Source organism: Actinomadura chibensis NBRC 106107 (assembly GCF_001552135.1).
GTDB classification, from domain to species: domain Bacteria; phylum Actinomycetota; class Actinomycetes; order Streptosporangiales; family Streptosporangiaceae; genus Spirillospora; species Spirillospora chibensis.
Map to the genome: position 1 here is coordinate 98870 of NZ_BCQP01000010.1, position 25087 is coordinate 123956.

General features: G+C 72.5%; 21 protein-coding genes and 1 pseudogene. 11 read left to right on the top strand and 11 right to left on the bottom strand.

Going from position 1 to position 25087, the window contains the following annotated elements; all coding sequences use genetic code 11:
• Positions 1-227 precede the first annotated feature (227 nt).
• On the top strand, positions 228-1454 hold the full coding sequence (locus ACH01S_RS45720; RefSeq protein WP_255220075.1) for an FAD-dependent oxidoreductase: 1227 nt from the start codon (positions 228-230) through the stop codon (positions 1452-1454).
• Positions 1455-1618: 164 nt separating this feature from the next.
• Here the strand turns inward: ACH01S_RS45720 and ACH01S_RS46720 are convergent.
• Positions 1619-4525, bottom strand: a pseudogene (locus ACH01S_RS46720) (protein kinase domain-containing protein); the annotation flags it as partial.
• Between the two features lie 736 nt (positions 4526-5261).
• On the opposite strand from ACH01S_RS46720, the gene ACH01S_RS05140 reads away from it, so the two are divergent.
• Positions 5262-5858, top strand: a complete 597-nt coding sequence (locus ACH01S_RS05140; protein WP_067885914.1) for a fascin domain-containing protein — start codon at positions 5262-5264, stop codon at positions 5856-5858.
• A gap of 130 nt (positions 5859-5988) precedes the next feature.
• Here the strand turns inward: ACH01S_RS05140 and ACH01S_RS05145 are convergent, their stop codons facing one another.
• The 4 genes from ACH01S_RS05145 to ACH01S_RS05160 all read right to left on the bottom strand — a co-directional run bounded on the left by ACH01S_RS05145 (position 5989) and on the right by ACH01S_RS05160 (position 9727).
• The gene (locus tag ACH01S_RS05145) at positions 5989-6585 is read right to left on the bottom strand and encodes a TetR/AcrR family transcriptional regulator (protein ID WP_067885916.1); all 597 of its coding nucleotides are present in this window, start codon (positions 6583-6585) and stop codon (positions 5989-5991) included.
• A gap of 34 nt (positions 6586-6619) precedes the next feature.
• Positions 6620-7729, bottom strand: coding sequence for an aromatic ring-hydroxylating oxygenase subunit alpha (locus ACH01S_RS05150; protein WP_067885917.1), 1110 nt, complete (start codon positions 7727-7729; stop codon positions 6620-6622).
• Positions 7730-7838: 109 nt separating this feature from the next.
• On the bottom strand, positions 7839-8642 hold the full coding sequence (locus ACH01S_RS05155) for an SDR family NAD(P)-dependent oxidoreductase (protein ID WP_067885919.1): 804 nt from the start codon (positions 8640-8642) through the stop codon (positions 7839-7841).
• Positions 8643-8674: 32 nt separating this feature from the next.
• Positions 8675-9727 (bottom strand): RNA polymerase subunit sigma-70, encoded by a 1053-nt coding sequence (locus ACH01S_RS05160; RefSeq protein WP_067885921.1) that lies wholly within the window; start codon positions 9725-9727, stop codon positions 8675-8677.
• A gap of 77 nt (positions 9728-9804) precedes the next feature.
• Between ACH01S_RS05160 and ACH01S_RS46725 the strand changes: the two genes are divergently transcribed.
• The 3 genes from ACH01S_RS46725 (at position 9805) to ACH01S_RS05170 (ending at position 12511) form a co-directional block, all read left to right on the top strand.
• The gene (locus tag ACH01S_RS46725) at positions 9805-9966 is read left to right on the top strand and encodes an FAD-dependent oxidoreductase (RefSeq protein WP_218010145.1); all 162 of its coding nucleotides are present in this window, start codon (positions 9805-9807) and stop codon (positions 9964-9966) included.
• A 185-nt stretch (positions 9967-10151) separates the two neighbouring features.
• Positions 10152-11663 carry a DUF5990 family protein gene (locus tag ACH01S_RS41860; RefSeq protein WP_083980341.1) on the top strand — a complete coding sequence of 504 codons (1512 nt, stop codon included), beginning with the start codon at positions 10152-10154 and terminating at the stop codon, positions 11661-11663.
• Between the two features lie 164 nt (positions 11664-11827).
• Complete coding sequence (locus ACH01S_RS05170) at positions 11828-12511, top strand: agmatine deiminase family protein (RefSeq protein WP_218010146.1); 684 nt, start codon at positions 11828-11830, stop codon at positions 12509-12511.
• Here the strand turns inward: ACH01S_RS05170 and ACH01S_RS05175 are convergent.
• From ACH01S_RS05175 to ACH01S_RS44295, 6 genes are read right to left on the bottom strand one after another with little or no spacing between them, the layout of a single operon-like run.
• Positions 12482-14263 (bottom strand): CocE/NonD family hydrolase, encoded by a 1782-nt coding sequence (locus ACH01S_RS05175; RefSeq protein ID WP_067885925.1) that lies wholly within the window; start codon positions 14261-14263, stop codon positions 12482-12484. The two genes, ACH01S_RS05170 and ACH01S_RS05175, sit on opposite strands and share 30 nt — an antisense overlap.
• Entirely contained in the window at positions 14260-14784 is a 525-nt protein-coding gene (locus ACH01S_RS05180) for a RidA family protein (protein WP_067885927.1), read from the bottom strand. Before ACH01S_RS05180 ends, ACH01S_RS05175 begins: the two co-directional genes overlap by 4 nt.
• Before the next feature lie 32 nt (positions 14785-14816).
• Positions 14817-15785: a cyclase family protein gene (locus tag ACH01S_RS05185; RefSeq protein ID WP_067885929.1), complete on the bottom strand. Its 969-nt coding sequence runs from the start codon at positions 15783-15785 to the stop codon at positions 14817-14819.
• 54 nt (positions 15786-15839) lie between these two features.
• Positions 15840-16484 carry a bifunctional 4-hydroxy-2-oxoglutarate aldolase/2-dehydro-3-deoxy-phosphogluconate aldolase gene (locus ACH01S_RS05190; RefSeq protein WP_067885931.1) on the bottom strand — a complete coding sequence of 215 codons (645 nt, stop codon included), beginning with the start codon at positions 16482-16484 and terminating at the stop codon, positions 15840-15842.
• Between the two features lie 26 nt (positions 16485-16510).
• Positions 16511-17458 carry an NAD-dependent epimerase/dehydratase family protein gene (locus ACH01S_RS05195; RefSeq protein ID WP_067885933.1) on the bottom strand — a complete coding sequence of 316 codons (948 nt, stop codon included), beginning with the start codon at positions 17456-17458 and terminating at the stop codon, positions 16511-16513.
• Positions 17455-18144 (bottom strand): GntR family transcriptional regulator, encoded by a 690-nt coding sequence (locus tag ACH01S_RS44295; protein ID WP_169809209.1) that lies wholly within the window; start codon positions 18142-18144, stop codon positions 17455-17457. Before ACH01S_RS44295 ends, ACH01S_RS05195 begins: the two co-directional genes overlap by 4 nt.
• A gap of 213 nt (positions 18145-18357) precedes the next feature.
• On the opposite strand from ACH01S_RS44295, the gene ACH01S_RS05205 reads away from it, so the two are divergent.
• The 6 genes from ACH01S_RS05205 (at position 18358) to ACH01S_RS05230 (ending at position 25087) form a co-directional block, all read left to right on the top strand.
• A complete protein-coding gene (locus ACH01S_RS05205; protein ID WP_067885935.1) occupies positions 18358-19386 on the top strand; it encodes an ABC transporter substrate-binding protein in 1029 nt (342 codons plus the stop codon).
• A gap of 9 nt (positions 19387-19395) precedes the next feature.
• Positions 19396-20172, top strand: coding sequence for an ABC transporter permease (locus ACH01S_RS05210; protein WP_067886506.1), 777 nt, complete (start codon positions 19396-19398; stop codon positions 20170-20172).
• Positions 20173-20175: 3 nt separating this feature from the next.
• Complete coding sequence (locus tag ACH01S_RS05215; protein ID WP_067885937.1) at positions 20176-20940, top strand: ABC transporter ATP-binding protein; 765 nt, start codon at positions 20176-20178, stop codon at positions 20938-20940.
• Between the two features lie 103 nt (positions 20941-21043).
• On the top strand, positions 21044-22195 hold the full coding sequence (locus ACH01S_RS05220; protein WP_169809210.1) for a mandelate racemase/muconate lactonizing enzyme family protein: 1152 nt from the start codon (positions 21044-21046) through the stop codon (positions 22193-22195).
• Positions 22185-23624 carry an aldehyde dehydrogenase family protein gene (locus ACH01S_RS05225; protein WP_067885941.1) on the top strand — a complete coding sequence of 480 codons (1440 nt, stop codon included), beginning with the start codon at positions 22185-22187 and terminating at the stop codon, positions 23622-23624. Before ACH01S_RS05220 ends, ACH01S_RS05225 begins: the two co-directional genes overlap by 11 nt.
• Before the next feature lie 74 nt (positions 23625-23698).
• Entirely contained in the window at positions 23699-25087 is a 1389-nt protein-coding gene (locus tag ACH01S_RS05230) for a sensor histidine kinase (protein WP_067885943.1), read from the top strand.

A 25087-nucleotide genomic window follows, 5' to 3' on the forward strand; every position in this document is an offset into this window, starting at 1 on the left:
GCCGCGCCGTCCCCGTCCACGGTCGTGTCACCTGGCGCCGGATTCCCCCATGCCCTTGAGGCTAATCCGTCGGCCGTTCGTGCAGGAGGCCGCTCTGCCAGCAGTGTCAGGGCGCGGCGGCGGGATCGGTGGGCTGACCGCCGCCGCGGCCGCTCAAGGGCCGCGGCTGGACGGTCGGCGTCCTCGGACGGGCCTCCACGCTGGAGCCGGTCGGGTCGGGCCTCGGCGTGACGCCAAACGCGCTGCGGGCCCTGGACACCCTCGGCGTCGGCGACCGGGTCCGCGAGCTCGCGGCGTTCGTCGGCGACGGCGGGCTGCGGCGGCCGGGCGGTGGCTGGCTGAGCCGCACCAGCGCCGAGGCCGCCGCCCGGCGGTTCGGCGACCCGACCGTCGTCGTGCTGCGCGCCGCCCTGGTGGACCTGCTCCAAGGGCTCCTCGACCCGGCGGAGATCCGCCTGGGCGTCACCGTCGAGTCGGCCTCTCTTGACGGGACGGTGGCCACCTCGCAAGGCGAGGACGGCGCGGACCTGATCGTCGCCGCCGACGGCATCGGTTCCCGCGTGCGGTCCGCCCTGTTCCCCGGTCACCCCGGGCCGCGCTACACGGGCCTGACGGCCTGGTCGTCGGGCTCAACCCGATCGCCGGAGGCCAGGTCTACTGCTACGCCACCGCCCCCCGCCGCGCCGGGGACGAACGCGCCGGACGAGAAGGCGGAACTGCTGCGCCTCTTCGGCGACTGGCACGACCCGATCCCCGACCTGCTGCGCCGGGCCGACCCCGCGCGGATCCTGCGCAACGACGTCTGCTCCATGCCGCGCCCGCTCCCCGCCCTGCACAGCGGCCGGGTCGTCCTGCTGGGGGACGCGGCCCACCCCATGACGCCCAATCTCGGCCAGGGCGCGTGGCAGGCGATCGAAGACGGTGTGACACTCGCACACGAGGTCACGAAGGGCGTCGGGCCCGCCGGGTACACCGCCGCCAGGCTGGCGCGCACCTCGGCCATGATGAGGAGGTCCCGCCGGATCGGCCGTCTCACCCAGATAAGGAGTCCGCTGGGGACCGCCCTCCGCGACGCGAGCATGTGGACCGCCGGTCACCTGGGCCAGAACCTCGTCCTACGCCAAGCCGACCCCATCTTCAACTGGACCCCGCCGAACGTGTCCGGCTACGAGCCGCTTGGCCGCGGGCGCCGGTACGGGGCTATGCGCCAGTCGATCTCCCATGCGCGCAGGGGACCGTGGGCGGCCCAGGCGAAGGCTCGTCGGCCGTCGTCGCTGAAGGCGACGTTCGCGCGGGTGCTCGCGTGGGTGATCAGGGTGTGGTTGCGCCAGCCGTTGCTCAGGTCCCACAAGGCGAGCTCGCCGTCGCCGGCCGAGGTGAGGGCGAACCTGCCCTCGGCCTCCAGGGCCATGTCGACGAGGTTCTCGGTCGAGGTGATCTCCGGGCGGCGGTGACCGGATTCCAGGTCCCAGACGCACAGGGCGCCGCTGAAGCGGGACGCCACCGCGTGCCGGTCGTCATCGGTGAGCGCTATCGCGGTCACTTGGGGTTTGTGCGCGTACGCGTACGGCGCGAGCGTGGCGACGCAGCGTCCCGCGTCATCGAGGTCCCAGACCTTGAGGTAGCCGCCGGCGGTTCCGGACACGGCCACGCGCTCGGTGCGGCTCAGGCAGACCGCGGAGACTTCTTCCTGGTGTCCGCCGAGGCGCATGACCTCGGTTCCGGACGAGGCTTCCCACACGCGAACGGTCTGCCCGCCAGCGGTCAGCACGTACTTTCCGGTGCGGCCGACCGCGACCGTGTTCCGCCACGAAGAGTACCCGCCGCCGGGTACGAGGCCGCGCCGCTCCAGGGTCGAGAGCGACCACAGTTGCAACTGGTTGCCGGTGCCGGAGGCCAGGGCGAGGTCTCCGGCGACCGCTTTCCAGGTCGGGCCATGGCGAGCGGGATTGTGGGTCTCGACGGTGCCGGTGGAGCAGTTCCAGATCAGTACGGTGCCGTCGTGCAGGCTGCAGACCGTGGTGGTCCCGTCTGGGCTCACCACGAGGGACTTGGGAGCCGTCGCGAGTTGCGGTGGCAGGTCAACGGGCCACACACCCTGGACGCGACCGCGGACGCACTGCTGGGCGAGCTCGTTCCAGGCGTCCAGGACGAGCCTGGACCGCTGGTGGCCCGGCGTGAGGCGCGCCTGGACCAGCAGGTCGTGCGCCTCGAAGAAGTTCCCCTGACCGAGTTCCTTCCGGCCTGCGCGAATGAGGCGGTCGACCTTGGCGTCGGTCACGGTCAGCTCACGGTGAGCGCGCGGCCGGCAGATGTGGAAAGGCGCCCTATAGGACGCGCGGGAGAACCCGCGGGGGATCGACCACACCCAGATCGCGGTGCGCGCGGATTTCGCCGAGCCCGCGTAGACGGCGTGGCCGCCGTTCGCGCTGAGCCGACCGGTGCGGACGTCGGCCGCCTCCATGTCACCGAGGGGGCACAGGCGAGACCGGCCACTGCGCAGATCCCAGAGCCGCACGTCGGAGTGCCGTCCGATCGTCAGGGCGAGGCGGGCGTCCCGGCTGAGCGAGACGGAGGAGAGGCGGGCGACGGGGGCGCGCAGCGTGCGCAGGCATCTGCGTTCCTCGACGTCCCAGAGCCGCAGCGTGCCTTGTTCGTCGGCCGACAACGCGTGGCGTCCGTCCGGGGTGATGTCGATGGCCACCACTCGGCCGGTGTGGCCCTCCAGGGCGGCGACATGGTCGCGGTCGTGCACCTGGACGGTGCCGCCGCCCCCGCCGCCGACCAGGATCCGGCCTCCAGCGAGCGCGACGGCCCGGGCGCCGCGGATCGCCGCCGCGGCGTGGCCGAGCTCCCGGGCGGACCTGTCGCCGAGGTCCCAGAGTTTGACGGTGCCGTCCGCGCCGATCGAAACCCCGCGCGATTCCCGGCTGTCGTACAGCACTCTCCACACGCCCTTGTGGCGCCCCTTCAGGGCGCGTGCGTCCTGCCGGTCGCCTTGCAGATCCCACCACCGGACCTTCCGGTCCCCGCGGGAGGCGCACAGCACGTAACGTCCGTCGGTGCTCAGGGCCACCGAGGCGGCGCCTCCCTCGCCCGCCTTGAGAGTGCGTACGCACTCACGGCGCTTGAGGTCCCAGACTTGAACGCTCTGGCGGTAGCCGCCGGTCACCGCGACGGAGGCGTCGGCTGCCACGTCGAGCATCGTGACCCCGCCGGTCTTGCCGGTGATGACGTCGAGGTGTTCCCAACCGTCCGAGCCCGAGGTCTCCTTGCGGAGCCGCGCCAGTTCCGCGGCGCCCCGGGAGTCCTTGTCCGCGGCCTCGCGCAGCAGCGGCCACGCCGTGGCGGCGTCGGCGCGTTCCAGGTGGATATGCCCGAGGAGCATCTTGGCCTGGGCCGGATCGTCGGCGTTGTCGACGGCCGCCGCCATCCGCTCGATCAGCGCCCCGTCGGTCAGCCGGTCGGCGCGCCAGGCCAGCAGACCGGCGTTGTAGATCGCCCCCGCGTGCTGGGGTTCGACCGCCCGCGCCTGCTCGAAGCAGCGGAGGGCCTCGTCCTCCCGCTTGAGGTCCAGCAGCGACAGCGCACGGTTGTTCAACTCGTCCGCCCGCAGCGAGGCGGCCTCGGGCTCCGGGCGCGGGTACTGATCGCCGATGGCCTCCCGGTAGCAGGCGGCGAGCCGCCGGGCGACCTCGCCCGCCCGAGGACGCCGGTCCGGGTCAGCGCGCAGGCATTCGGCGAGCAGTCCGGTGACACTCGTCGGCATCGCCGCGCGCCCGCCGCCCGGCCGCATCCCGGCCAAGACCCCGCGCGCCGCCGCTCCCGTGGCCCAGGTGACCTCGCCGGTGATCATCTCCAGCACGCTGACCGCGAGGCTGAACACGTCGCTGCGGCGGCCCACCCGCCGTCCCGCCGCCTGCTCCGGGGACGCGTACGCCGGAGTCAGCCCGCCCGCACTGACCAGGACGCTTGGATCGGGCCCCGCCCCGACAGCCCCGACCGCGCCGCCGGGGAGGCCCTTGGCCAGCCCGAAATCGGTGACCTTGGCCGTGCCGTCCGGGTCCATCAGCACGTTGGCGGGCTTGACGTCCTGGTGGGTCAGCCGCCGCCGATGCGCGTGCTCCAGCCCCCAGGCGAGCTGGATCGCCACGTCCAGGACCCGCGCCGTCGCCGCCCGGCCGCCGCCCCGGTAGAGGCGCCCGTCCCGGATCCAGTCGCGAAGGCTCCCGCCCGGCACGTACTCGGCGAAGATCCGGGGAACCCCGTCGATCGTGCGGACGTAGTGGCAGACGCACACGTGCGGGTGCATCCCCAGCCCCACCCACGTCTCGGCCTCGGCCGAGAACGCGCGCCGGTCGGCGTCGGCGCCGACCAGTTCGACGCGCGGGCTCTTGACCGCCAGGTCCAGGTCCCAGCCCAGGTGACGGACGCGGTGCACCACGCCCATCCCGCCCGCGCCCAGCAGCCCCTTGACCTCATACAGGCCGAGAAGCCGTTCGCCCACCCGCCATTCCCCGTGCATGGATCCCCCCGCCTCCACTCTCCCGCGAACAGGCCGTTACCGACAGTGAGACTCAACGAACCCACGGTCGGTTCAACGGGACGAGCGCAGCGGGTCTCGGCCTGGCGAGGAAGACCGCCCGGTCACGTCGTACCAGCGAACTGGCGCAGCACCATTTCGACGGCGGCTGGCGAACGGTCGAACTGGGCAGAGGCGGTCCGATCTTCCCGTTCGCGCCCGCGGTCGCGACCGACGGACGCTCGCGTATCGACGTCTTCTACCGTGGACACTCTTTGCCAGCGGATATGGGACGGACGCTGGAGCGCGGAGATCGACCTCGGGTTCGGCCCGGTCAAATGGTGCTCTCGCGCGGCCCCCGCCTTCTCGACGTGTTCTATTTCCTCGGCATCGCCGGGGGGACGGCGCACCGGAGCTACTACTGACCGGTAGACCAGTCTCCTCCGAGCGCTTTCGACGAGCGGCTCCGTTGTTCTCCGAGGCCCGGTAGGGGCATGGCCTTCGTCAATGGCGCCTGACATCCTCGTCCGGGGGTGGCCGGGACGTCCGGCGGGGTGACCGGGCCGCCGCGGAAGCGGCGCAGGCCCGCGTGCCAGACGCGGGCCGCCAACCGGACAGGTGGGCCGTAACCGGTCAAAGTGCCCACGACCGGCCTTGTGACGGCAAACAGCGCGCGTTCATACTCGCGGCACGACCCGGGCTCCCATTCAGAACCGGGATACGTGAAAGGAATCCACGCATGCGTCGTTCATTCGTCGTGGTCACACTTGCTCTCGCGACCGTCTTCGCCCTCACCGCCACACCGGCGACGGCGGCGCCCTCGCGGCCCGCCGCGCCCTCCGGGTGGGTCCGCGTTACCTCAGCCAACCAGGCGAGTCTGCTGCACGGCCGCAGCGTCCAGGAGGCGTTAGCCGGAACCACCATCTACTCCACCGCCAACAACCGGTACGTGTCGGCCGAACTCGGCTACACCGGCGGCGACCAGGGGATGCTGCGGGCCCGCGCGACGGCCGTCGGCCCGTGGGAGCAGTACAGCTTCTACGCGTCCGGTTCCACGGTGACGATCACGTCCAACGCCAACGGCCGGTATGTGTCCGCCGAGCTGGGTTACACCGGCGGCGACCAGGGGATGCTGCGGGCCCGGGCGACCGCGGTCGGCCCGTGGGAGCGGTTCAACCTGTTCCACAACCAGAGCACCGGCAGGTGGGCGCTGCAGTCCCAGGCCAACGACCGGTACGTGTCGGCCGAGCTGGGCTACACCGGTGGCGATCAAGGGATGCTGCGGGCCCGCGCGACGGCGATAGGCCCGTGGGAGGAGTACGTGCTCAACGGCTGAGGCCGCTGCGCGCGACAACGCGAAATCGGTGCCGACGGGGCTGACGCACCGGCGGCACCGAAACACGCCTGCCTTCGCTGCGTGACCCGTTGGCCCTCACTCGCCTCACCAATTGTCGGCTGGGGGTGAATCAGGCCTGGAAAAGGCGATCGAGATAGGTGTCGAGGGCGGCGACGGCGGCGTCCGGCGGCAGGCTCTGGGGCCCGGCGTGGGAATGCAGGGCCAGCCCGTCGACGAACGCCCACAGGGCCGTCGCCTCCGCCTTCGGGTCCGCATTGCCGCTGATCTCCTCGCTCGCCTGCGCGGCCTCGATCGCCTCGGTCAAGTGGGCGCGCACCTCGTCGTGGACGGCGACCTGGACGTCCCGCAGCCGCGCGCTGTCCACGGCGCGCCCGCAGAAGGCCAGGTAGACGCGCAGTTCCGCGCCGCGCTCGGCGTCGAGGGGGAGGAATTCCAGCAGGCAGTCGCGCAGCGTGTCGCGGACGGTGCCGTCGCGGTCCATGGCGCGTGCCACGCGTTCGCGCGTCCGCTCGCAGATCCGCTGGAAGGTGAACAGCAGAAGCTCGTCCTTGCCGGAGAAGTAGTAGCCGACGAGGCCCACCGACACGCCCGCCTCCTTGGCGGCGTGGGCGAAGGTCACCTTCTCCATGCCGTCCGCCGCGACGATCCGCCGCACCGCGTCGGCCATCTGGCGGCGGCGTTCGTCGTGGTCGGCGACGCGGGGCATGGGCATCTCCCAGGGCACTGATCGTCCGGGACGGCTAGGCCTGCCCGCTCACCGGTTCGGCCGCCGCGGCCGGCGAGGCCAGCGCTCGGGACAGGTATCGGTGGAACTGCCAGAGGGGGCGCTCCAGATGGGAGAACCGCCCGCCGGACGTGGTCGCCGAGCCGAGCCCGCGCTGGACTCCGCGGATCATCACCAGATCCTCCGTCTGCACCTGATCATAGACGTCGCGGTAGGCGGCCAGGGTCTCCGCGTAGTCGGGGGCGCTCCGCGCCCCGGGCGGGACGAGGACCGTGATCTGCGCGTCGTGCGTCGTCGGGCCCGTCGGCAGCCATCTGAACCAGGCGGCGTGGTCGGGCATGACGGTGAGCACGAGCAGTGGGAAGACCCCGATGACGAGCAGGCCGGACCGCTGTTCGGCGCTCAGCCCCGGCACGGGCGGGAACAGGGTGGGCACCACGCCGTGCCCGTCCTCCTCTCCGGCCGAGGCGTCCCTGCCGACCGGATTGAACATCGAGAACCAGGCGCCGTCGCAGTCGTCCACCCGCGTCGCCTGGCCAGGCAGCATGGGCTGCAGGCTCTCCGCGTGCGTCCCGATGTGGTGGTAGCTCTCCGATCCGTTCTCGACGGCGACCTTCCAGTTCGCCTCCACGCCGGTCCAGGTCAGCGTCTCGGCGGCGAGCCAGTCGGAGAGCCCGTAGGCGCGCAGCCGCTCGGTGGGACCGGCCAGGCGCGGCGCGAGCGGCCCCGCGTCGCGGTCCAGGTTGACCATGATGAAGCCGTTCCAGACCTCCAGCGCGAACGCGGGAAGGCGGCACGCGGCGCGATCGAAGTCCACCTTGTGCATCAGCGGCGCGCCGGTGAGCTGCCCGGCGTACCGGCCGTCCAGCCGGTAGGTCCAGGTGTGGTACGGGCAGGTCAGCCGCGGCAGGTTGCCCTGCCGCGGCGCCTGCTCCTCGGGCAGCACGTCCATGAAGCGGTGCCTGCACACGCGTGACAGCGCGTGCAGCGCGCCGGCCTCGTCCCGGGTGATGACCAGCGCCTCGCCGAAGAGGTCGACGGCCAGGTAGTCGCCCGGCTCGGGCACCTGGTCCACGCGCGCGACGAGGGCGGCCTCGCCGTTCCCCGGCCGGTCGTTTATCTGCATACCTCCCGTGTGGGTCGCCCACGTACGCAAAATAACTGTACAGACACTCAGTTATTTGCCAAGGGCACCGCCGGACCGCCCGGCGCGGAGTCGGGGCGGGCGGTGCGTGCTAGTCGACGACGGCGCCCGCGGTCAGATTGGCGACGGTGCCGGTCAGGCCCGCGGCCCGGTCGGACGCCAGGAAGGCGGCGGCGTCGGCCACCTGCCGCACCGTCAGCGGACCGGGCAGCGGGCCGCCCGCGCCGACCTCCTCCAGAAGCCGCTCGAACGGCACGCCGAGCCGCTCGGCGGCGCGTTCCCACACGTCCCGGGTGTGGGAGCCGAGGCGCTCCGCGGTCTCGGGGATGCCGTTGAGCCGCAGGCCCACGACGCGGATGCCGGACGGCCCGAGCTCCATCGCCAGTTGCCGGCACATGGCCTCGATAGCCGCGCCCGCCATCCCGAAGGATCCGGACAGCGCGACCGGCACGCGGGCCATCGGCGGCGACACCGACATGATCACCCCGCCCCGCGCGTCGAGCATGCGGCGCGCCGCCGCCCGCGCGGTCGCGAAGTTGGTCCGCAGGTAGGCCGTGATCGGGTCGAGGAACTCCGGCACCGACATGCTCACCAGCGGGAGGCCCTGGTCGCCGACGTCGATCCCGACGGTGTTGACGCAGATGTCGACGGGACCGGTCCGGTCGACCGCCCGGGCCATGTGCCGCTCGACCGCCTCCTCGTCGAGCGCGTCGACCCGCTCGGCGTGGGCGGTCGAGCCCTCGGCGGCGATCCGCGCGGCGACCGCGTCCAGTTTGGCCTGGGTGCGTCCGGCCACATGGACCGTCGCGCCGTGGTGGGCGAAGGCGCGGGCGACGGCTCCGCCGACCGCTCCGCCGCCGCCGTAGACGATGGCGTTCTTGCCGTTGAGCAGCATCGGATCCTCCTATGGGTGGGTGGTGCGAACGGTCACAGGGCGTCGGGCAGGCCGAAGGCCGCGAAGACCTTGGAGCCGAACACCGTGACCTCGGCGACGAGGCCGTCCCGGACGTCCAGGACGGCCAGGGCGAAGGCGCGGAAGTCCGACGCGCCGGGCGCGCTGACGTAGGTGGCGACGGCCGGTCCGAGGTTCGCCCGGGTGGGAACGAGGCGCAGGTCCTGGGCGCCGGGACCGTGCAGGATGGGCGCCCACGCCCGGACGATCGCCTCGCGCCCCTCGTACCAGACCGGTTCGGCGCCCGTGTGCCCGCCGGATCCGCCCTGGTGGCCGACCCTGGCGTCCTCGCGCAGCACCGACGCGACGGCGTCGTCGTCGGCACGTCGCAGAGCGTCCATGTACCGCTCGACGGCGGCCCGCTCCCGGTCTCCGGCGCCGGGCGACGGCCCCCAGTCCAGCCGGTGCTCCGGCAGGTGCGTCCGCATGGTCAGGCGTGCGCGCTGGAGCCCGCTGTTGACGGACGCGACGCTCGCCCCCAGCAGTTCCGCGGTCTCCTTGGCCGACCAGCCGAGGACGTCCCGCATGATCAGCGTCGCGCGCTGGCGGGGCGTCAGGTACTGGACGGCTGCGAGGAACGCCAGCTCGATGGTCTCCTTGGCGAAGTACACCGCGTCCGGCTCGGCCTGGCCTGACGGGATCTCCTCCAGCAGCCGGTCCGGATACGGCTGCAGCCACGGCACGGCTGCGGGCGGCGGCGGCCCGCTCCGCTGGTTCTGCGACGCCCGGTCCCGGGACGACCCCGCCAGGCGCGGCCGTGGGTGCCGCGCCAGGAAGTCGAGGCAGGCGTTGGTCGCGATCCTGTAGAGCCAGGCACGGAATTGGCTTCCGCCTCGAAACCCTTCACGGCTCTGCCATGCGCGCAGGAACGTCTCCTGCACGAGGTCCTGGGCTTCGTCGAAGGAGCCCAGCATCCGGTAGCAGTGCACGTGCAGTTCTCGCTGGTGGCGCTCGACCAGACCGGCGAACGCCCTCTCGTCGCCCGCCGTGGCGCGGGCGACGGCCTCGGTCTGCGCGCGTTCGTCCATGATCGTCCTTCCGTGTCCGTGCTCTGCTCTATACGACTCCGAAAGGACGCGTCGCTCATCGCGCGCATCGTAATCATTTGGTCACTTATGGTCAGGTATCCAGCTCAACCCTCACCTGCGCGCCGCACGGACGCGTCCACTGGGCGGGGGCCGACCTTTCTCCGCTGTTTCCCAACCAGATGGAAGGCGCCCTCTGCTCCGGCGAAAACGTCGCCGCCGAAATCATCGCGGAAGTGTGAGAATCCGTCCTGAATCATCGTCGTGGACGGAGAACGTCTCGTATAGCCTTGGGAGCAGGCGCGGGAGGGCGCCGCCGGGTCCGCGGGCAGGACTGAGTCCACCTCCGATCCTCCAGGCAAGGCCGCGAAGACGACGATCTCTTCCGAGCCCCGGCCGCGGACCACGGGGCGACGAGGGAGACGTCATGCGCGACCTGCCCGCGCGTCCCGATCTGGACCAGCTGCGCCACCAGGCCAAAGACCTGCTGCGCGACGCCCGGAAGGGCGATCCGGAGGCGGCGGCGCGGATCCGCTCCGTGTCGGACCGGACCGACCTGTCCTCGGCCCAGCTCGCGCTCGCCCGCGACTACGGCTTCGCGAGCTGGACGAGGCTGAAGCTCGAAGTCGAGCGCCGGGCCATTCTCGACGACCGGGACCTGTCCCGGCTGACGAGGCTCCTGGCGGAGCACCCGGAAATGGCCACCGGCAACCTCCAGCGGTGGGCCGACAACGCCTGCGAAGAGCCGCTCGGCTACGTCACGATGTTGCGCTTCAACCGCGACCGGCTCGGCCTGCCCGGCGAACTGCCCGGGACCGGCGCCGTCGCCCGGGCCCTGATCGAGGCGGGCGCGCCGGTCGGCGGCCGTCCCGGCGACCGGGAGACACCGCTGATCACCGCCGCCAGCTACGGCGACGCCGAGGTCGCGAGCGTGCTGATCGAAGCCGGCGCCGACCTTGAGGCCGTGGCGGCGCCCGACGCCGGAGGCGTCCCCGGCGGGACGGCCCTGCTCCACGCGGTGGTCTTCGGCATGACCGAGGTCGTGGACGTCCTGATCGCCGCGGGCGCCCGCGTCGACAGCCTGGAGACCGCCGCCGCGGCGGGCGACGTCGCGGGCTGGCCGCTGGACCGCTGCACGCCGCAGAGCCGGCTCCGCGCGCTGGTGTTCGCCGCCGACCACCAGCGGCTGGACGTCATCGACCGGCTCGTCGCCGCGGGGACGCCCGTCAACGAACCGGACGCCGAGTGGGGGCGGCTGCCCCTCCACACCGCAGCGGGCCACGGCAGGGCCGCGGCCGTGCGGCGGCTCCTCGGCCACGGCGCGGACCCCGACTTGCGCGATCCGGTGCATCGGCGCACCGCCCTGGAGGAATGCGAACGGCCCGGCCGCAGCCCTGCGCACGAGGAGGTCGCCGCCCTCCTCCGGCCGGTGACCGGACGCGGCGGCCGCCGCCCGGCGCGCGCGGAACCGACCGGGATCCAGATCCGCATCGAGGCGCGGGACCTGCCCGGACGCAGCTTCGGACCGTCCGCGAACGCGCCCGAGTACCGCAATGTCCACGTCGGCGTCGCGCGGCGGGCGCGCCGCGACGAGATCCTGGATCCGCATCCGGGCGACGCGGGCGCGGCCGCCTGGACCCTGGAGGCCATCGCGACACCCGTCCAGGCGGGCTTCGACGTCAAGGGCCCTTACATCCAGGGCGCGCCGGGCGAGCGGTTCATCCACCTCTCCTGGGGCGCGGTGGACGGCACCGGCGCCTTCACCGTGTTCCGCCGGGCGAAGCTGATGCTGGACGCCGTCGACTCCGCCACCCTCGACGCCGCCCGCCGCCACGGGCGCCTCACCGCCCGGCTCGCCCTCACCGGCGCCGATGGCGGGCCGGTGTGCGGCGCGGTCCGGCCGCCCCTGATCGAATGGTCCGCCGACCAAGCCGGATAGCCGCCGCCCGCAGGTGTTCTGAGGAGTGCTCATGGACATGTCACGACGGCGGACGCTGCGGGGGGGCGCTCACCGCGCTCGCCGGGATGCTCGGCGCCTGCCGCGCGGGGCGAGCCCGTCGCCCCGGCGCGGGGCCGGTCGCAGGCTCCCCGGGCGGGTGGCGCATGCCCTGCGAAACACATCCGCACCGGCTGACCTACATGGCGTGGCCCACCCGGCGGATCTGGGGGCCGTACACGGCCGGAGTCCGCGGAGACATCGCCGGGATCGACCTCGGCTTCAACGGTTGGGGCGGCAAGCAGGTCCACGACCGTGACGGACGGGTCGCGCGGCGGATACTCGCCGGTGAGGGCATCGAGCGGATCCCGGCCCCGATCGTCGGTGAGGGCGGCGCCGTCGAGGTCGACGGCCAGGGCACCCTGATGGCGACGGAGAGTTCACTCGTCAACGCCAACCGCAATCCCGGCAAGTCGCGCGGGGACATCGAAGCCGCGCTGAAGACCCTCTTCGGGGTGACCACCGTGCTCTGGGTGAAGGGCATCAAGGGAAAGGACATCACCGACTGCCACATCGACGCCTTGGCGCGTTTCTCCGAGCCGGGGGTCGTGGTAATGAGCACTCCCGACGAAAAGGCTCCCTGGGCCAAGATCTATGAGCAGGCCCACGGCGTCCTGAGTGAGGCCCTCGACGGCAGGGGAAGGCGCCTGGAGATCGTGGAATTGCCCGGGCCGGTGGACATCGGCTGGCGCGGCCCGGGCCGTGCGGTCGTTCAGGTGGCCGTTGACGCGCTCGGCGAAGGCGGAGGCGGCATCCATTGTTCAACCCAACAAATGCCCAAGCCGACCTGACGCGGATGGACGAGCCGGTAGGTGCAGCACCGACGGGTGTCGTTCGTCGTGGAAGACCGTCTGGTGGGCGACCGCGTATTCCCAAGGCTGTGCGGACGCCTGCGCGGAGCCGGTGTTGCGGTTGGGATCCTTGGCCGGAAAGTCACTGCTGGTGACCTGGAGACGGATCCGGTGGCCTTCGCTGAACCGCCAGGACGTCGGGTTCATGGCGATGCGGAATTCCGTGACGGTGCCGGCGGTGAGCGGTTCCGGGTCGGCGAGCGACCGGCGGAAACGGGCGCGCAGCGCGCCTTGGCTGATGTTCACCGCGCGTCCTTCGGGGTCCACGTCGACGAGCCGGACGATCCAGTCGGTGTCCACCGCCGTGGACGCGGCGTAGAGGGTGACCGAGGGCGTTCCGGTGCATTCGACGTCCTCGGTGAGCGGGACGGAGGTGTACACCAGCACGTCGTTGCGGACTTCGACGGCGGCCTGGCACGCCTGGCCCATGGGGGAGACGGCGCTATTGCAGCAGGAGTTTCCTCCAGCGCTGGGCACCGGGTTGCTCGGGTCGCAGATGTAGACGTCGGCGGGGGATTCCCGCTCTGGGGGAGCGGCGCGCAACCGCCCGTCGCCCGATCGCGAATTCGCCTGCCCCCGGGAGTCCAGATAGAGCGGGGTCGTCGCCTGGTGCGGCGGCCAGGCGGCCGACGTCCTCCAGCGATTGGAACCCATGACGAAATAGCCGACCTCTGGATCGTCGCCGGGCGCGTCGTTTCGCCCCGCGCCGCGCGGCGGTTTCAGCCACCGGTCGAACCACGCGGCCTGTGCGCCGTCCACGCGATTCCGGAAGCTCTCTCCCAGCGCGGGCCCCGTGGCCTCCGGAGCCCATGGCATGTGGATCCACGGGCCCATGATCAGCCGCTGCTCCCCGGCGGCGCCCGCTCCGGCCCGCCGGGCGAGTTCCGTGTAGTTGCGTACGGTGCCGGCGGCGAAGACGTCGTACCAGCCGCCGATGTGCAGGCACGGCACGGTGATCCGGTCGTAGCGTTCGGGCAGTCCTATCGAGGCCCAGTAGTCATCGCGTCGATCGTGTTTCAGCCATTCGAAGAAATACGGTGCGATGCCGGTTTCTCGCAGGAGGCGGAACCGGTCCAGCGGGCGCTCACGGAAAAGCCCGGGGAAGTCGTCGCTCTGCGCGTGGAGCCGGGCGGCGGCCTCCCAGTCGCGGGCGTGGACGGCGTCCTGCACGGCGAGCATCTGCACGGTCCACGACAGGACGAACGCGAGGTTCAGCACGCCGCCCTCGTACATCCAGCCGTCGAAGTAGTCACCGGCGGTGAATGCGGGGACGCAGCATTTGAGCGCCGGGGGCTTCTCCGCGGCGGCGAGGAGCTGGGTGGCCCCGGCATAGGAGAACCCGTACATTCCGACCGAGCCGTTGCTCTCCGGCAGCGTGGACGCCCACTCGACGGTGTCGTAGCCGTCATGGGCCTCCTGGCGGATCGGGTCGAACCGTCCGTCGGAGGCGTGGCGCCCGCGGCAGTCCTGGATGACGACGACGTAACCCCGGGCGGCGTACCAGGACGGATGCTGATAGGCGAACGACTGCGCCACGGCCTTGTTGTAGGGGACCCGCATGAGCAGCACCGGGTAGTCGCCGGGCTCCGCCGGACGGTAGACGTCCGAGCGCAGGACGGTGCCGTCGCGCATGGCCGCGGGCACGTCGCGGGAGACCCGGACGCCGTGGGCGAACACGCTGACGCCGGTCATCGCGCCCGCTGAGAGGTCGCGGCGGAATCCGGGACGGCGCGGCAGGCGGCCAGGAGCTCTATCTCGACGCAGATGCCGAACGGCAGTTCCGCCACTCCGACCGCGCTGCGGGCGTGCCGCCCGCGTTCGCCGAGGAGTTCGTGGAGGACGGACGAGGCGCGGTCGATGACGGCGCTCTGCCGCGTGAATCCCGGGGCACTGCGGACGAACGCGGTGAGCTTGACGAGGCGTTCGATCGATTCGACGCCGCCGACGGCCGCGCACGCGGCGGTCAGCGCGTTCACCGCCGCGACGGCCGCGGCCTCCTGCGCCTGCTCGACCGTCACGTCCCCGCCGACGTAGCCGCTGTGGAGGCGCTGACCGCGGAGCATGGGCCCGACGCCGGAGGTGTAGACGGTGCCGCGGTGGACGACCGCGGGGCGGTAGCTTCCCTTGGGCTCGGGCGGGCTCGGCAGTTCGACTCCCTGCGCCGCGGCCCGCCGCCTCAGCAGTTCGGTGGTCAACGGTGGTTCGGTGGACATGACGCCTCGTTCGCTGGTCGATCCGGTCACGGCTAGAGCATCGCCACGGCGTTGGCCGGTGAACCGACGCCGCCGCGCAGGTACAGCGGGGCGCTGACGAGCAGGAAGTCGAAGGCGCCCCGCGCCCGGCAGCGTTCGCGCAACTCCCGTAGCTCCCACAGCTCGCCGATCGCCATTCCCAGATGGCCTATGAGGCTGGAGTGCAGGAACCCGAACGGCCGCGCCTCGGGCCCGCGGTCCGGCGGCCACGCCTCGACGCCGAGCGAGTCGCTCGCCACGGCCGTCACTCCGCCGTCCCACAGGAAGCGGGCCACGTCCTCGGTGTGGGCCAGCCCGGCGGCCGTCACCTCGGGCCCGGCCTGCGAGACCGCCGCGCGCGCGGCGCCGTCGAGTCCGAGGTACCAGTCGAGGAACCCGGTGTAGAGCACCAGGATGTCGCCGGGTCTGAGGGTGGTCCCCTGCGCCTCCAGCGCCGCCTGGACGTCCTCGTGCGACATCTCGATCGGCTCGCCGGGGCCGTAGCGGTCATGCCGCCGCCGCATGGCGGTCTCCATGTCCACGAGGACGCCGCGTCCGGCGATCCCGCGGCGGGCCCACACGTCGACGCCGTTGACCTCGCCGCTCAGCTGCTGCTCCAGCGTCGTCCCGCCGAAGAACACGCCGGGCTCGGCGCCGATGTGGTTCAGCGCGTCCCATTGGGAGCTGACCTGCGGGTACAGCGCGTCCACGCGGTCGTCCAGGACCAGCCCCTCGCGCTTGACCTCCACCGCGTGCTCCAGGCGCGCGCGCCCGAACAGCGGCGGGTCGATGACGTCCAGGGGCGCGTTCAGGCTGACCAGCTCACCGGTCCGCACCGAGTCCAGCGCCCGCCGCCGGATCTCGTCGGTGATCAGGCCGAGCGCCCCGACTCCGGCGCACCGCGGGAGGTCCCAGGCATGCCGGCCTCCGTAGGGCGACAGCGGGAGCTCGTCGTAGCGGGGGACGGCGCGCTGGGTGCTCATGAGTCAGCTCCGATCGGTCCGTGGATGAGGTCGGGCAGGTGTGCGGGACCAGGGTCAGGAGGCCGCGCTCTCGCCGTGGGCGACGGCGAGGTACCGGGCGGCCTGCCGCTTGAACGCGGCCCAGTCGTGCTTTTCCAGGTGGTCGCCGCCCAAGAGCTTGTGCCCGACACCGACCGACACGGCGCCGGCCTGGAGGAACTCGTGGGCCATGGGGGCGTCGACACCGCCGGTCACGAGGAACGGGACGTCCGGGAGCGGCTCGCGCACCATCCTGAAGTAGTCGACTCCGGCGGAGGCCGCGGGGAAGAGCTTCACCAGGTCGGCGCCGTGTTCGCGCGCGCAGACCGCCTCGGTGGGCGTGTACGCGCCGGGAACGGCCAGCATGCCGTTCGCCTTGGCCGCCGCGATCACGGGTCCGCTGGTGACCGGCGAGATCGCCATGCGCGCGCCCGCCTCGCGGACGCGCGCGACGTCCTCGACCGAACGGACCGTTCCCGCGCCGATCAGCGCCACGTCCTCGAAGGCCGCGGCCAGCAGGCGGATCGCGGTGAGCGCGTCCGGGGTCGTCAGCGACACCTCGAACGCGCGGTACCCCACCGCGACGAGGTGCTCGGCGGCGGTGGCGATGTCCTCGGGGGAGGGGCCGCGGAAGATCACGACCATGGTGGGCACCGGCGAGCGGCCGGTCTCGGGCTTCATGCGCTGGGTCTCCCTCGGGACGGGTGTCAGGCGGTGCTCGCGGACAGGGTGGCCACGTAGTCGTACACGGAGCGGGCGAGGTCGAACTCCGGGACGAACCCGGCGCGGCGGATCCTGCCGTCGTCGACCGGCGGCACGTTCAGCCGGGGCGCGGCGCCCGCCACGCGGACGGGCGCTCCGGGCACCGCCCGCAGGACGGCTTCGCGCACCTGGCGCACCGAGGCCCGGTAGCCGTTGACGAGGACGACCGGGCCGAGGTCCCGCCCGGTCAGCCAGGCGACGGCCCGTCCGGCGTCGCGGACGTAGAGGAGGTCCCAGGGTTCGTCGGAGTCCGGCACGGTCGCCTCGCGTCCGTGGGCCGCGGCGTCGGCCAGGTCGCCCAGGCAGGACTGCACTCCCCGGTAGCGCAGCCCCGGACCCCAGACGAGGGTGGGGCGGACGGCCGTCGCCCGCACGCCGTGGGCCGTCCGGTAGGTGCGGACCAGCTGCTCGCCGAGCACCTTCGTGGCGGCGTACACCGAGCCCGGGGCGAGCAGGGCGTCCTCGGAGACGCCGGTCGCCGCGTAGCGGTCGGTCGGGCCGTAGACCGTCGTCGAGGAGAGCCACACGACCCTGGTCCCGGGCCGCCGGGCGGCGATCTCCAGGACGTGGAGGAGGCCCCGCACGTTCACCTCGACGGCGGCGGGCGGGTTCTGCTCGGCGGCCTTCGCCAGCCCCAGCCCGCCGTGGGAGTAGGAGGCGAGGACGACGATCGCGTCGGCGCCGGCGTCGGCCACCGCCTCCTCCAGCGCGCCCCGGTCGGTCACCGATCCTTCGTACCGGCCGTAGCGGTGCGCCCCGCGGGGCCTGGGCGGGGGAGTCGACCCGGGCCGGTCGAAGACGTGGACCGAGGCGCCGCCGGCGGCGAGCGCCTCGGCCGTGTGCCGGCCGAGGAACCCGTCCCCGCCGACGATCAGCACGTTGCCGGACGTCACGCCGTACCGCCGGCCTCTCGCGCGCCGGTCTCCCCGTGGCGGCTGGCCAGGCTGTGCCGGATCCGCGAGATGTGCGCCCTGGCGACCGCCTCGGCCGTCTCGGGCGGCCCCTGGCGGATGGCGGCGTAGATGGCCTGGTGCTCCAGGAGCGCCTGCTGGTGCCAGCTCGTGTCGGCCGCCATCATCGCGAGGGCGACCATGTCCTGGACGCGTTCGAGCGAGGCCCGCAGGTGCTCGTTGCGCGCCGCCGCGCGGATCCGCGCGTGGAACTCCATGTCGAGCGCGACGTGCCGGTCGTGGGCATCGGCGTGCAACGCGCGGGAGTGCTCTTCGAGCAGCGCCCCCATCTCGGTGATCTCCTGCTCGGTGGCGCGCTCGCAGGCCAGGCGCGCGGCCATGCCCTCAAGGGCCTCCCGCAGTTCGTAGAGGCTCAGCACGCTGGACACGTCCAGGGCTGCCACCACGGCGCCGCGGTGGACCTCCTCGGTGGCGAGGCCCGCCTGCACGAGCCGCTGGACGGCCTCGCGCACCGGGCTGCGGCTGAACCCCAGATCCTCGGCCAGGCTCGGGACGCTGAGCCGGGTCCCCGCGGTCAGCTCGCGGTTCAAGATGGCGGCTCGCAGCCGTTCGTAGACGTCGTCGGCCGTCCTTGACCGGCGGGGCATGCTGTCCAGCTCGTTCGTCACCTGCCGCGCTCCTTCCAGGCCGGTCCCACCCGGGCCGGTGATCGCAATATTACATGCAAACCAAGCCTGTTTGGCCAGTCGCGGTACGTGGCGATAGCTGTGACCTGGGAATACGGAGAAGTTAAATAATGAGGTCGCTCTGTTTACATGTAACATGCAATCCGATACGGTCGGCCGACCTGGAAGACACCTCGACCGTGAGTGAGGCCCGAGATGATCAAGAGTGGTGTTCTGCGCGCCCGGAGGCTGCTCGCCGTCGTCACCGCCGCAGCGCTGGCCGTGACGGGCTGCGCCGCGGACGGTCCGCCCGGATCCGGCGCCGCCGGCAAGGACCTGACCCAGGTCCGCGTCGCGTTCAACCCCGGAACGGCGACCCGACTGTACGCGGCGCTCGCGCATGGTCTGTTCGAGAAGCACGGGCTGGACGTCAAGCTCGTGCAGTTCGAGAACGGGGCCGCGACGAACGCCGCGTTCGCCTCGGGCGGCGTGGACGTCGGCTACAGCGGCATCCCCGGCATCCTGGCCAGCCGCCTGTCCAGCGACACCCGCGTCTTCATGGTGGACAACGACGGCGCGGACGCCGGGGGACTGGTGGTCACCAAGAAATCGGGCATCTCGGGGATCGAGGACCTGCGCGGCAAGAAGATCGGCACCGTGATCGGCACGACGGCCTGGATGGCGCTGATCAGCGCGCTCAAGGCCAAGGGCATCGACCCGTCCGAGGTCAAGATCGAGAACGTCGGGCCGACCGCGTGGATCCCGGCGTTCAACAAGGGGAACGTGGACGGCGTCTGGGGCTGGGCGCCGCTGATCTTCCAGATGGACGACTCCGGCGGCGAGATCGTGGCGACCGACTCCGCCTACCTGCGCAACCCGCTGCTGTGGCAGGTGCGCGGCAAGTTCCTCGGCGAGCACCCGAAGGCGGTCAGCTCGTTCGTGGCCGCCTACGACGAGGCGTCGGCGTTCGTCGGGAAGGGCGACAAGGAGTTCCTGGCCCGCATGCAGAAGATGACCGGCGCCGACGAGCCGCTCGTGAAGCGGACGGTCGAGGCGTTGAAGCCGGTGGAGGTCAAGGAGACGGCGAGCGAGGGCTCGCCGTACTCGATGACCAGCCCGAAGGGGCTGGAGGCGATCATCGGCTCCTGGGCGGACGTGCTGGTCCAGCACAAGATCCTCCAGAAGCGCCCCGAGCTCGCGGGACTGGTCGACCCGGCCCCCATCAAGCAGTACCTGGGCGAGTAGGTGCCGGACATGAGCAGAATCCTGATGCCGCGGCGCGTGCCGCTCGGCCTCGTCGGACTCCTGGGCCTCCTCGGGCTGTGGGTGGTCGCCGTCGAGGGCGGCCTGGTGGACGAGAAGTGGCTGCCCGGACCGGGCGCCCTCGCCGCGCACACCTGGTCGCTGATCACCGACGGCTACCGCGGCACGCCGCTGGCGACGCACGTGCTGGTGAGCATCCGCCGCACCGCGATCGGCTTCCTGCTGGCCGTGCTCACCGGCGTGCCGATCGGGCTGGCCATGGGCCGCTACTGCCCGGTCGGCGCCCTGCTGGGCCCCGTGTTCGCGCTGCTGCGGCCGATCCCGCCGATCGCGTTCATCCCGCTGGCCGTGCTCTACCTCGGCCTGGGCGAGTCGTCGAAGATCCTGCTGATCTTCCTGGCGCCGTTCATGTTCATCGTGCTCAACGCCGAGGCGGGCGTGCGGTCGGTGTCCGCGTCGTGGATCCGGGCCGGGCAGATGCTCGGGTTCTCCCGGCGCCAGATGTTCACGCGCGTGATCCTGCCGGGCTCCCTGCCCAGCATCATGGTCGGAGTCCGCACCGGAGCCGCCGTCTCGTGGGCCCTCGTCGTCGCCGCGGAACTGATCTCGGCCCAGGAGGGGCTCGGGTACATGGTCGCCTCGGCCGGCAACTTCTTCGACCTCAAGACCGTGTACGCGGGGATCTTCCTGATCGGCATCATCGGCTTCCTGCTGGACATCGCCGCCCGGCAGGCCGAGAAACGACTCCTGCACTGGCAGGGGAGGTAGGGCATGACCGTGACGCATGAGGACGCGCTGGTGCTCCGCGACGTCCGCAAGTCCTACGGGGACTTCACCGCGCTGACGGGCGTGTCGCTGGCGGTGCGCCGGTCCGAGATCGTGTGCCTGGTCGGCCCGAGCGGCTGCGGCAAGAGCACGCTGCTGAACATCATCGCGGGCTTCGAGAAGGCCACCGGCGGCGACGTCCTGATCGGCGACCGGCCGATCACCGGCCCCGGCCCCGACCGCGCCGTGGTGTTCCAGCAGGACGCCCTGTTCCCCTGGCTGAGGGTCTTCGAGAACGTCACCGCGGGCGCGCGGGCGCGCAGGACGCCCGGTTACGAGGCACGCGCGGCCGAGCTGCTGCGGCAGGTCCGGCTGGACGGCTTCCGCCGCAGTTACCCCTACCAGCTGTCGGGCGGCATGCGGCAGCGGGCGTCGATCGCCCGCGCGCTGATGAGCGACTCCAAGGTCCTCCTGATGGACGAGCCCTTCGGCGCCCTCGACGCCCAGACCCGCGGCGAGATGCAGGGGCTGCTCCAGGAGATCTGGGCGAGCCACCGGCCGACGATCGTCTTCATCACCCACGACATCGAAGAGGCACTCGTGGTCGGCGACCGCGTCGTCGTCATGGGGGCCGCGCCCGGCCGGATCCTGGAGACGCTCGACGTCGGCTTCCCGCGGCCCCGCTCGCTGGAGCTCACGACGCGACCGGACTTCAACGAGATGAAACGCCGGATCCTGCGCCTGCTGCACCCGGAGATCTACGCCTCCTGAGCCGGACGGCGACCCCGCGGCCGGTGCGACGCGGCGGTCGGCGGCACGGCCGCCCGCCGCCACCGGTCGGGGGATCCCGATGAATTGGAGAAGGGAACAGCCGGTGAGTTCACTGACCGCCGAGCGACTGCGAGTGACGGTCCTGTCGGCCGCGCTCGACGACGAGGTGCGGATGTCGTTCTCAAGCCTGCGCTCGCGCCGGACCTGCATCGTCGAAGTCGAGGCCGGCGGCCTGGTCGGCGTCGGCGAGAGCTGGATCAACTATCCCGACTGGGGATACCGCGAGCGCGTGGCGACGCTGTGCGAGGGCATCGCCCCCCACCTCCTCGGCACGGACGTCTCCGATCCGGTCGCGGTGCAGGAGAGGCTGACCGCCGCGACGCTGTCCATCGGCCGCCAGTGGGGCGCCCTCGGTCCCATCTGGCAGGCGGTCAGCGGCGTGGACCTGGCGCTGTGGGATCTTCGGGGCAAGGCCGAGGGCAAACCCGTCGCCGCCCTGCTCGCGCCCGCCCCGGCGAGGACGTCGGCGCCCGCCTACGCCAGCGGCATCGGCCCCGACCGGGTGGACCACTGGTGCAAGATCGCCCTCGCCGACGGGTTCGCGGCGGCGAAGGTCAAGCTGGGCTTCGGAGCGGAGCGGGACCGGGCGACCCTGCGGACCGCGTCGGCGGTCCTCGGCGCGGACGTCGGCCTGCTCGCCGACGTCAACCAGGGCTGGACGGTCGACGAGGCGTGCGAGATGGCCCCGGACCTGCGCGCCCACCAGGTGAGATGGCTGGAGGAGCCCATCGCCGGCAACCGGCTGGAGGACCTTGAGGAGCTGGCGGACCGGACCGGCCTGCCCCTCGCCACCGGCGAGAACACCTACGGCCTGGCGCAACTGCTGCGCTACACCGCCTCCCCGGCCGTTGGCACGATCCAACCGGACCTGGCCAAGTGCGGCGGGATCACCATCGCCTCCCGTGTCGCGGCCCGCGCCGCCGAGACCGGCACGGCGCTCGCCCCGCACTGCTACGGCTCCGCGGTCGGCATCGCGGCGAGCCTCCACCTGGCCGCGGCCTTCCCGGACGTCGGCCCCGTCGAACTGGACGTCCGCGACAACCCGTTCCGCACCGAGCTCATCTCCCCGGCCCTCCGCCTGGACGGAGGCAGGCTGGACATCCCGACCGGGCCCGGACTGGGCTTCGACCTCGACCGCGACACCGTGACCCGATACCGGATCCACCAGGAGGAGCGCACCCGCCATGACCTCTGACCCGACCGCCCTGCTTCCCCGGGCCGGGGGCGCCTGCGCCGCCGCCGTCGTGGCGGGGACGCCCCGCGGCGGCATCGTCCACGACGTCCCGGACCCCGCGACCGGGGACCGCTACGACCGGGTCGGGTGGGCCTCGCCGGGCGACGCGCACGACGCCGTCGAGGCGGCCCGGGCCGCCTTCGCGGGGTGGGCGGGCGCCCGGCCGCGACTTCGCGCGCGGGCGCTGCGCGCCGTCGCCGCCGACATCCGCGACCACGCCGACGCCCTCGCCGTCCTCATCACGCGCGAGACCGGCAAGCGGGTCGCGGAGGCGCGGGCGGAGGCGATGTTCTCGGCCGAGTACTTCGACTGGTTCGCCGACGCCGCGACCACACCCGCCGGGACCCACCTGCTGAAGGACGACAAGAGGTACCTCGTCGCGAGCCGACCGGTCGGAGTGGTCGCCGCGGTCACGCCGTGGAACTTCCCGCTGTCCATCCCCGCCCGCAAGGTCGCCGCCGCGCTCGCGGCCGGCTGCCCCGTCGTGCTGAAGCCGTCCGAACTCGCGCCGCTGTCGGCCGCCGCCCTGCTGGCGCTCATCGAGCGGCACACGCCCGCCGGTCTCGTGAACCTCGTCAACGGCGACGGAGAGGAGCTCATCGGCCCCCTGGTCGACCACCCGGACATCGCGGCGATCACCTTCACCGGGTCCACGCGCGTCGGCACGCTGGTGGCGCGGCGGGCGATGAGGACCATGACGCGCGTCACCATGGAACTGGGCGGGACGGCCCCCTTCATCATCGACGCGGACGCCGACGTCGACCTCGCGCTCGACGTCCTCCTCGTGGCCAAGTTCAGGAACAACGGGGCCTCCTGCATCGCGGCCAACAACGTCTACATCCACCACGACCTCTACGACGAAGTCCTCTCAGCGCTCGCGGGACGTATCTCGTCGCTCAGGGTGGGAGCGCCCGACGACGACTCCACCGATGTCGGGCCGCTCCTGCGCCGCGAACACGCCGATCGGCTCCACTCGCTCGTCGCCGAGGCCGAGCGGCGGGGATGCCGGACGTGGCGCGCCGAGACTCCGGACCGGGGCTGGTACTTCCCGCCCACCCTGGTCGCCGCCTCGCCCCGGATCTCCCTGTGGTCGGAGGAGATCTTCGGGCCCGTGTGCGCCGTGCGTCCCTTCCGGCTCCTCGACGACGTCGTCCGCGAAGTGAACTCCCGGGGCGCCGGCCTGGCCGCCTACATCGTGTCCGCCGACACCGAGCGGAGCCTCACGACCGCCGCGCGCCTCAAGGCCGGGATCGTGGGGATCAACAACGGGGCACCGAACACGCCCGAAGTCCCGTTCGGCGGCGTCGGCCTCTCCGGCACCGGCAGCGAAGGCGGCCTGGAGGGGATGCGCGAGTTCCTGGAGCCGCAGACGGTCGCGCTGGCCCGGTGACGGACGGACGATTAGCGCTGTGGCCTTCGGGAACGGAAGGACGGCAGGGAACCGGGAGGTGATCGGGGGGCACGTTGTCGCGTCCGTCGATCCGGGTGCGGGACACGGCCGTCGCCGCGCTCGTGGCGGTCGTGGTGCTCACGGTGCTGGCGGTGGGATTCGACCTGGCGCTTCGGGACCGGGAGCACGACTACCTGCTGAGCGAGGTCCGCGTGCGGACCCAGCGCGTGACCGCCGACCTGCGCCAGGGGACGCTGCGGAACCCGATTCCCGTGGAGCGCGGGGATCCCACGCTGATCCAGGTCGTCGACGCCGACCGGCGGGTCGTCAACGCGACCCCCACGGTGGCCGGGCGCCCGCCGCTGAGTTCCGTGGTCCCGCCGCCGACGGCGCGGCTGCAGCACTTCGTCACCTGCTCGGTGCCCGGTGAGGGATGCCTGGCGATGCAGGTCGTCCGGGTCACGGCCGCGTCCCGGACGATGGTCGTCTACGGTGCCCGGCCCGTCCCGGCCCTGCTGATCGGCCGGCGCCTGGAGTGGATCCTGGCCGCCTTCGTCGTGGCCGTGTCGGCCCTAATCGCCTGGGCGACCTGGCGCGTCGTGGGCGGCACGCTGCGCCCGGTCGAGCAGATCCGGGCCCGGTTCGGCGAGATCACCGGCAGCGACCTGTCCATGCGGGTGCCCGAGCCGCCGGGGGACGACGAGATCGCCCGGCTGGCGCGCACCGCGAACTCGGCCCTGGAACGGCTGGAGCAGTCCGGACGTCGGCAGCGCCAGTTCACCACCGACGCCGCGCACGAACTGCGCACCCCGCTGGCCGGGTTGCGCGTCAGCCTTGAGGAACTGGTCATGAACTGCGACTCCCCGGAGACCACCGTCCCCGCGCGGGAGGCCCTCGCCGCCGCCGGACGGCTGGAGACGCTCGTGCGGGATCTGCTGTTCCTCACCCAGATCGGGGCCGACCCGGTCGACCGCGAACCGCTCGACCTCAGCTCCCTGGCCGCCGCCGAGATCCGCGCGCGGCGGACTCCGGGGCGCGGCGCGACCGGTGGGCCCCCGTCCGAGGTCCCGATCCGTGCCGAGTTGAGCGGCGGAGTGCGGGTCCTGGGCGAACTCGGGATGCTCAGCCGCCTGCTGAACAACCTGCTGGACAACGCCCAGCGCTACGCCGCCACCGCCGTCACGGTCACCCTCGCCGCGCGGGGCGGCGACGCGGTGCTGACGGTCGCCGACGACGGCCCCGGCATCCCTCCGGCCGACCGGGAGCGGGTCTTCGGCCGCTTCGTCCGGCTCGACACCGCGCGCGACCGCGAGGCCGGCGGCACGGGCCTCGGCCTGGCGATCGCGCGCGACATCGCCGCACTGCACCGGGGAACCCTGGAGATCGGGGACGGCGCTCAAGGAGCCGAGTTCACGCTGCGGATCCCTCTCGCCCCCGAACGATCCGACGACGGTGAACGGTGA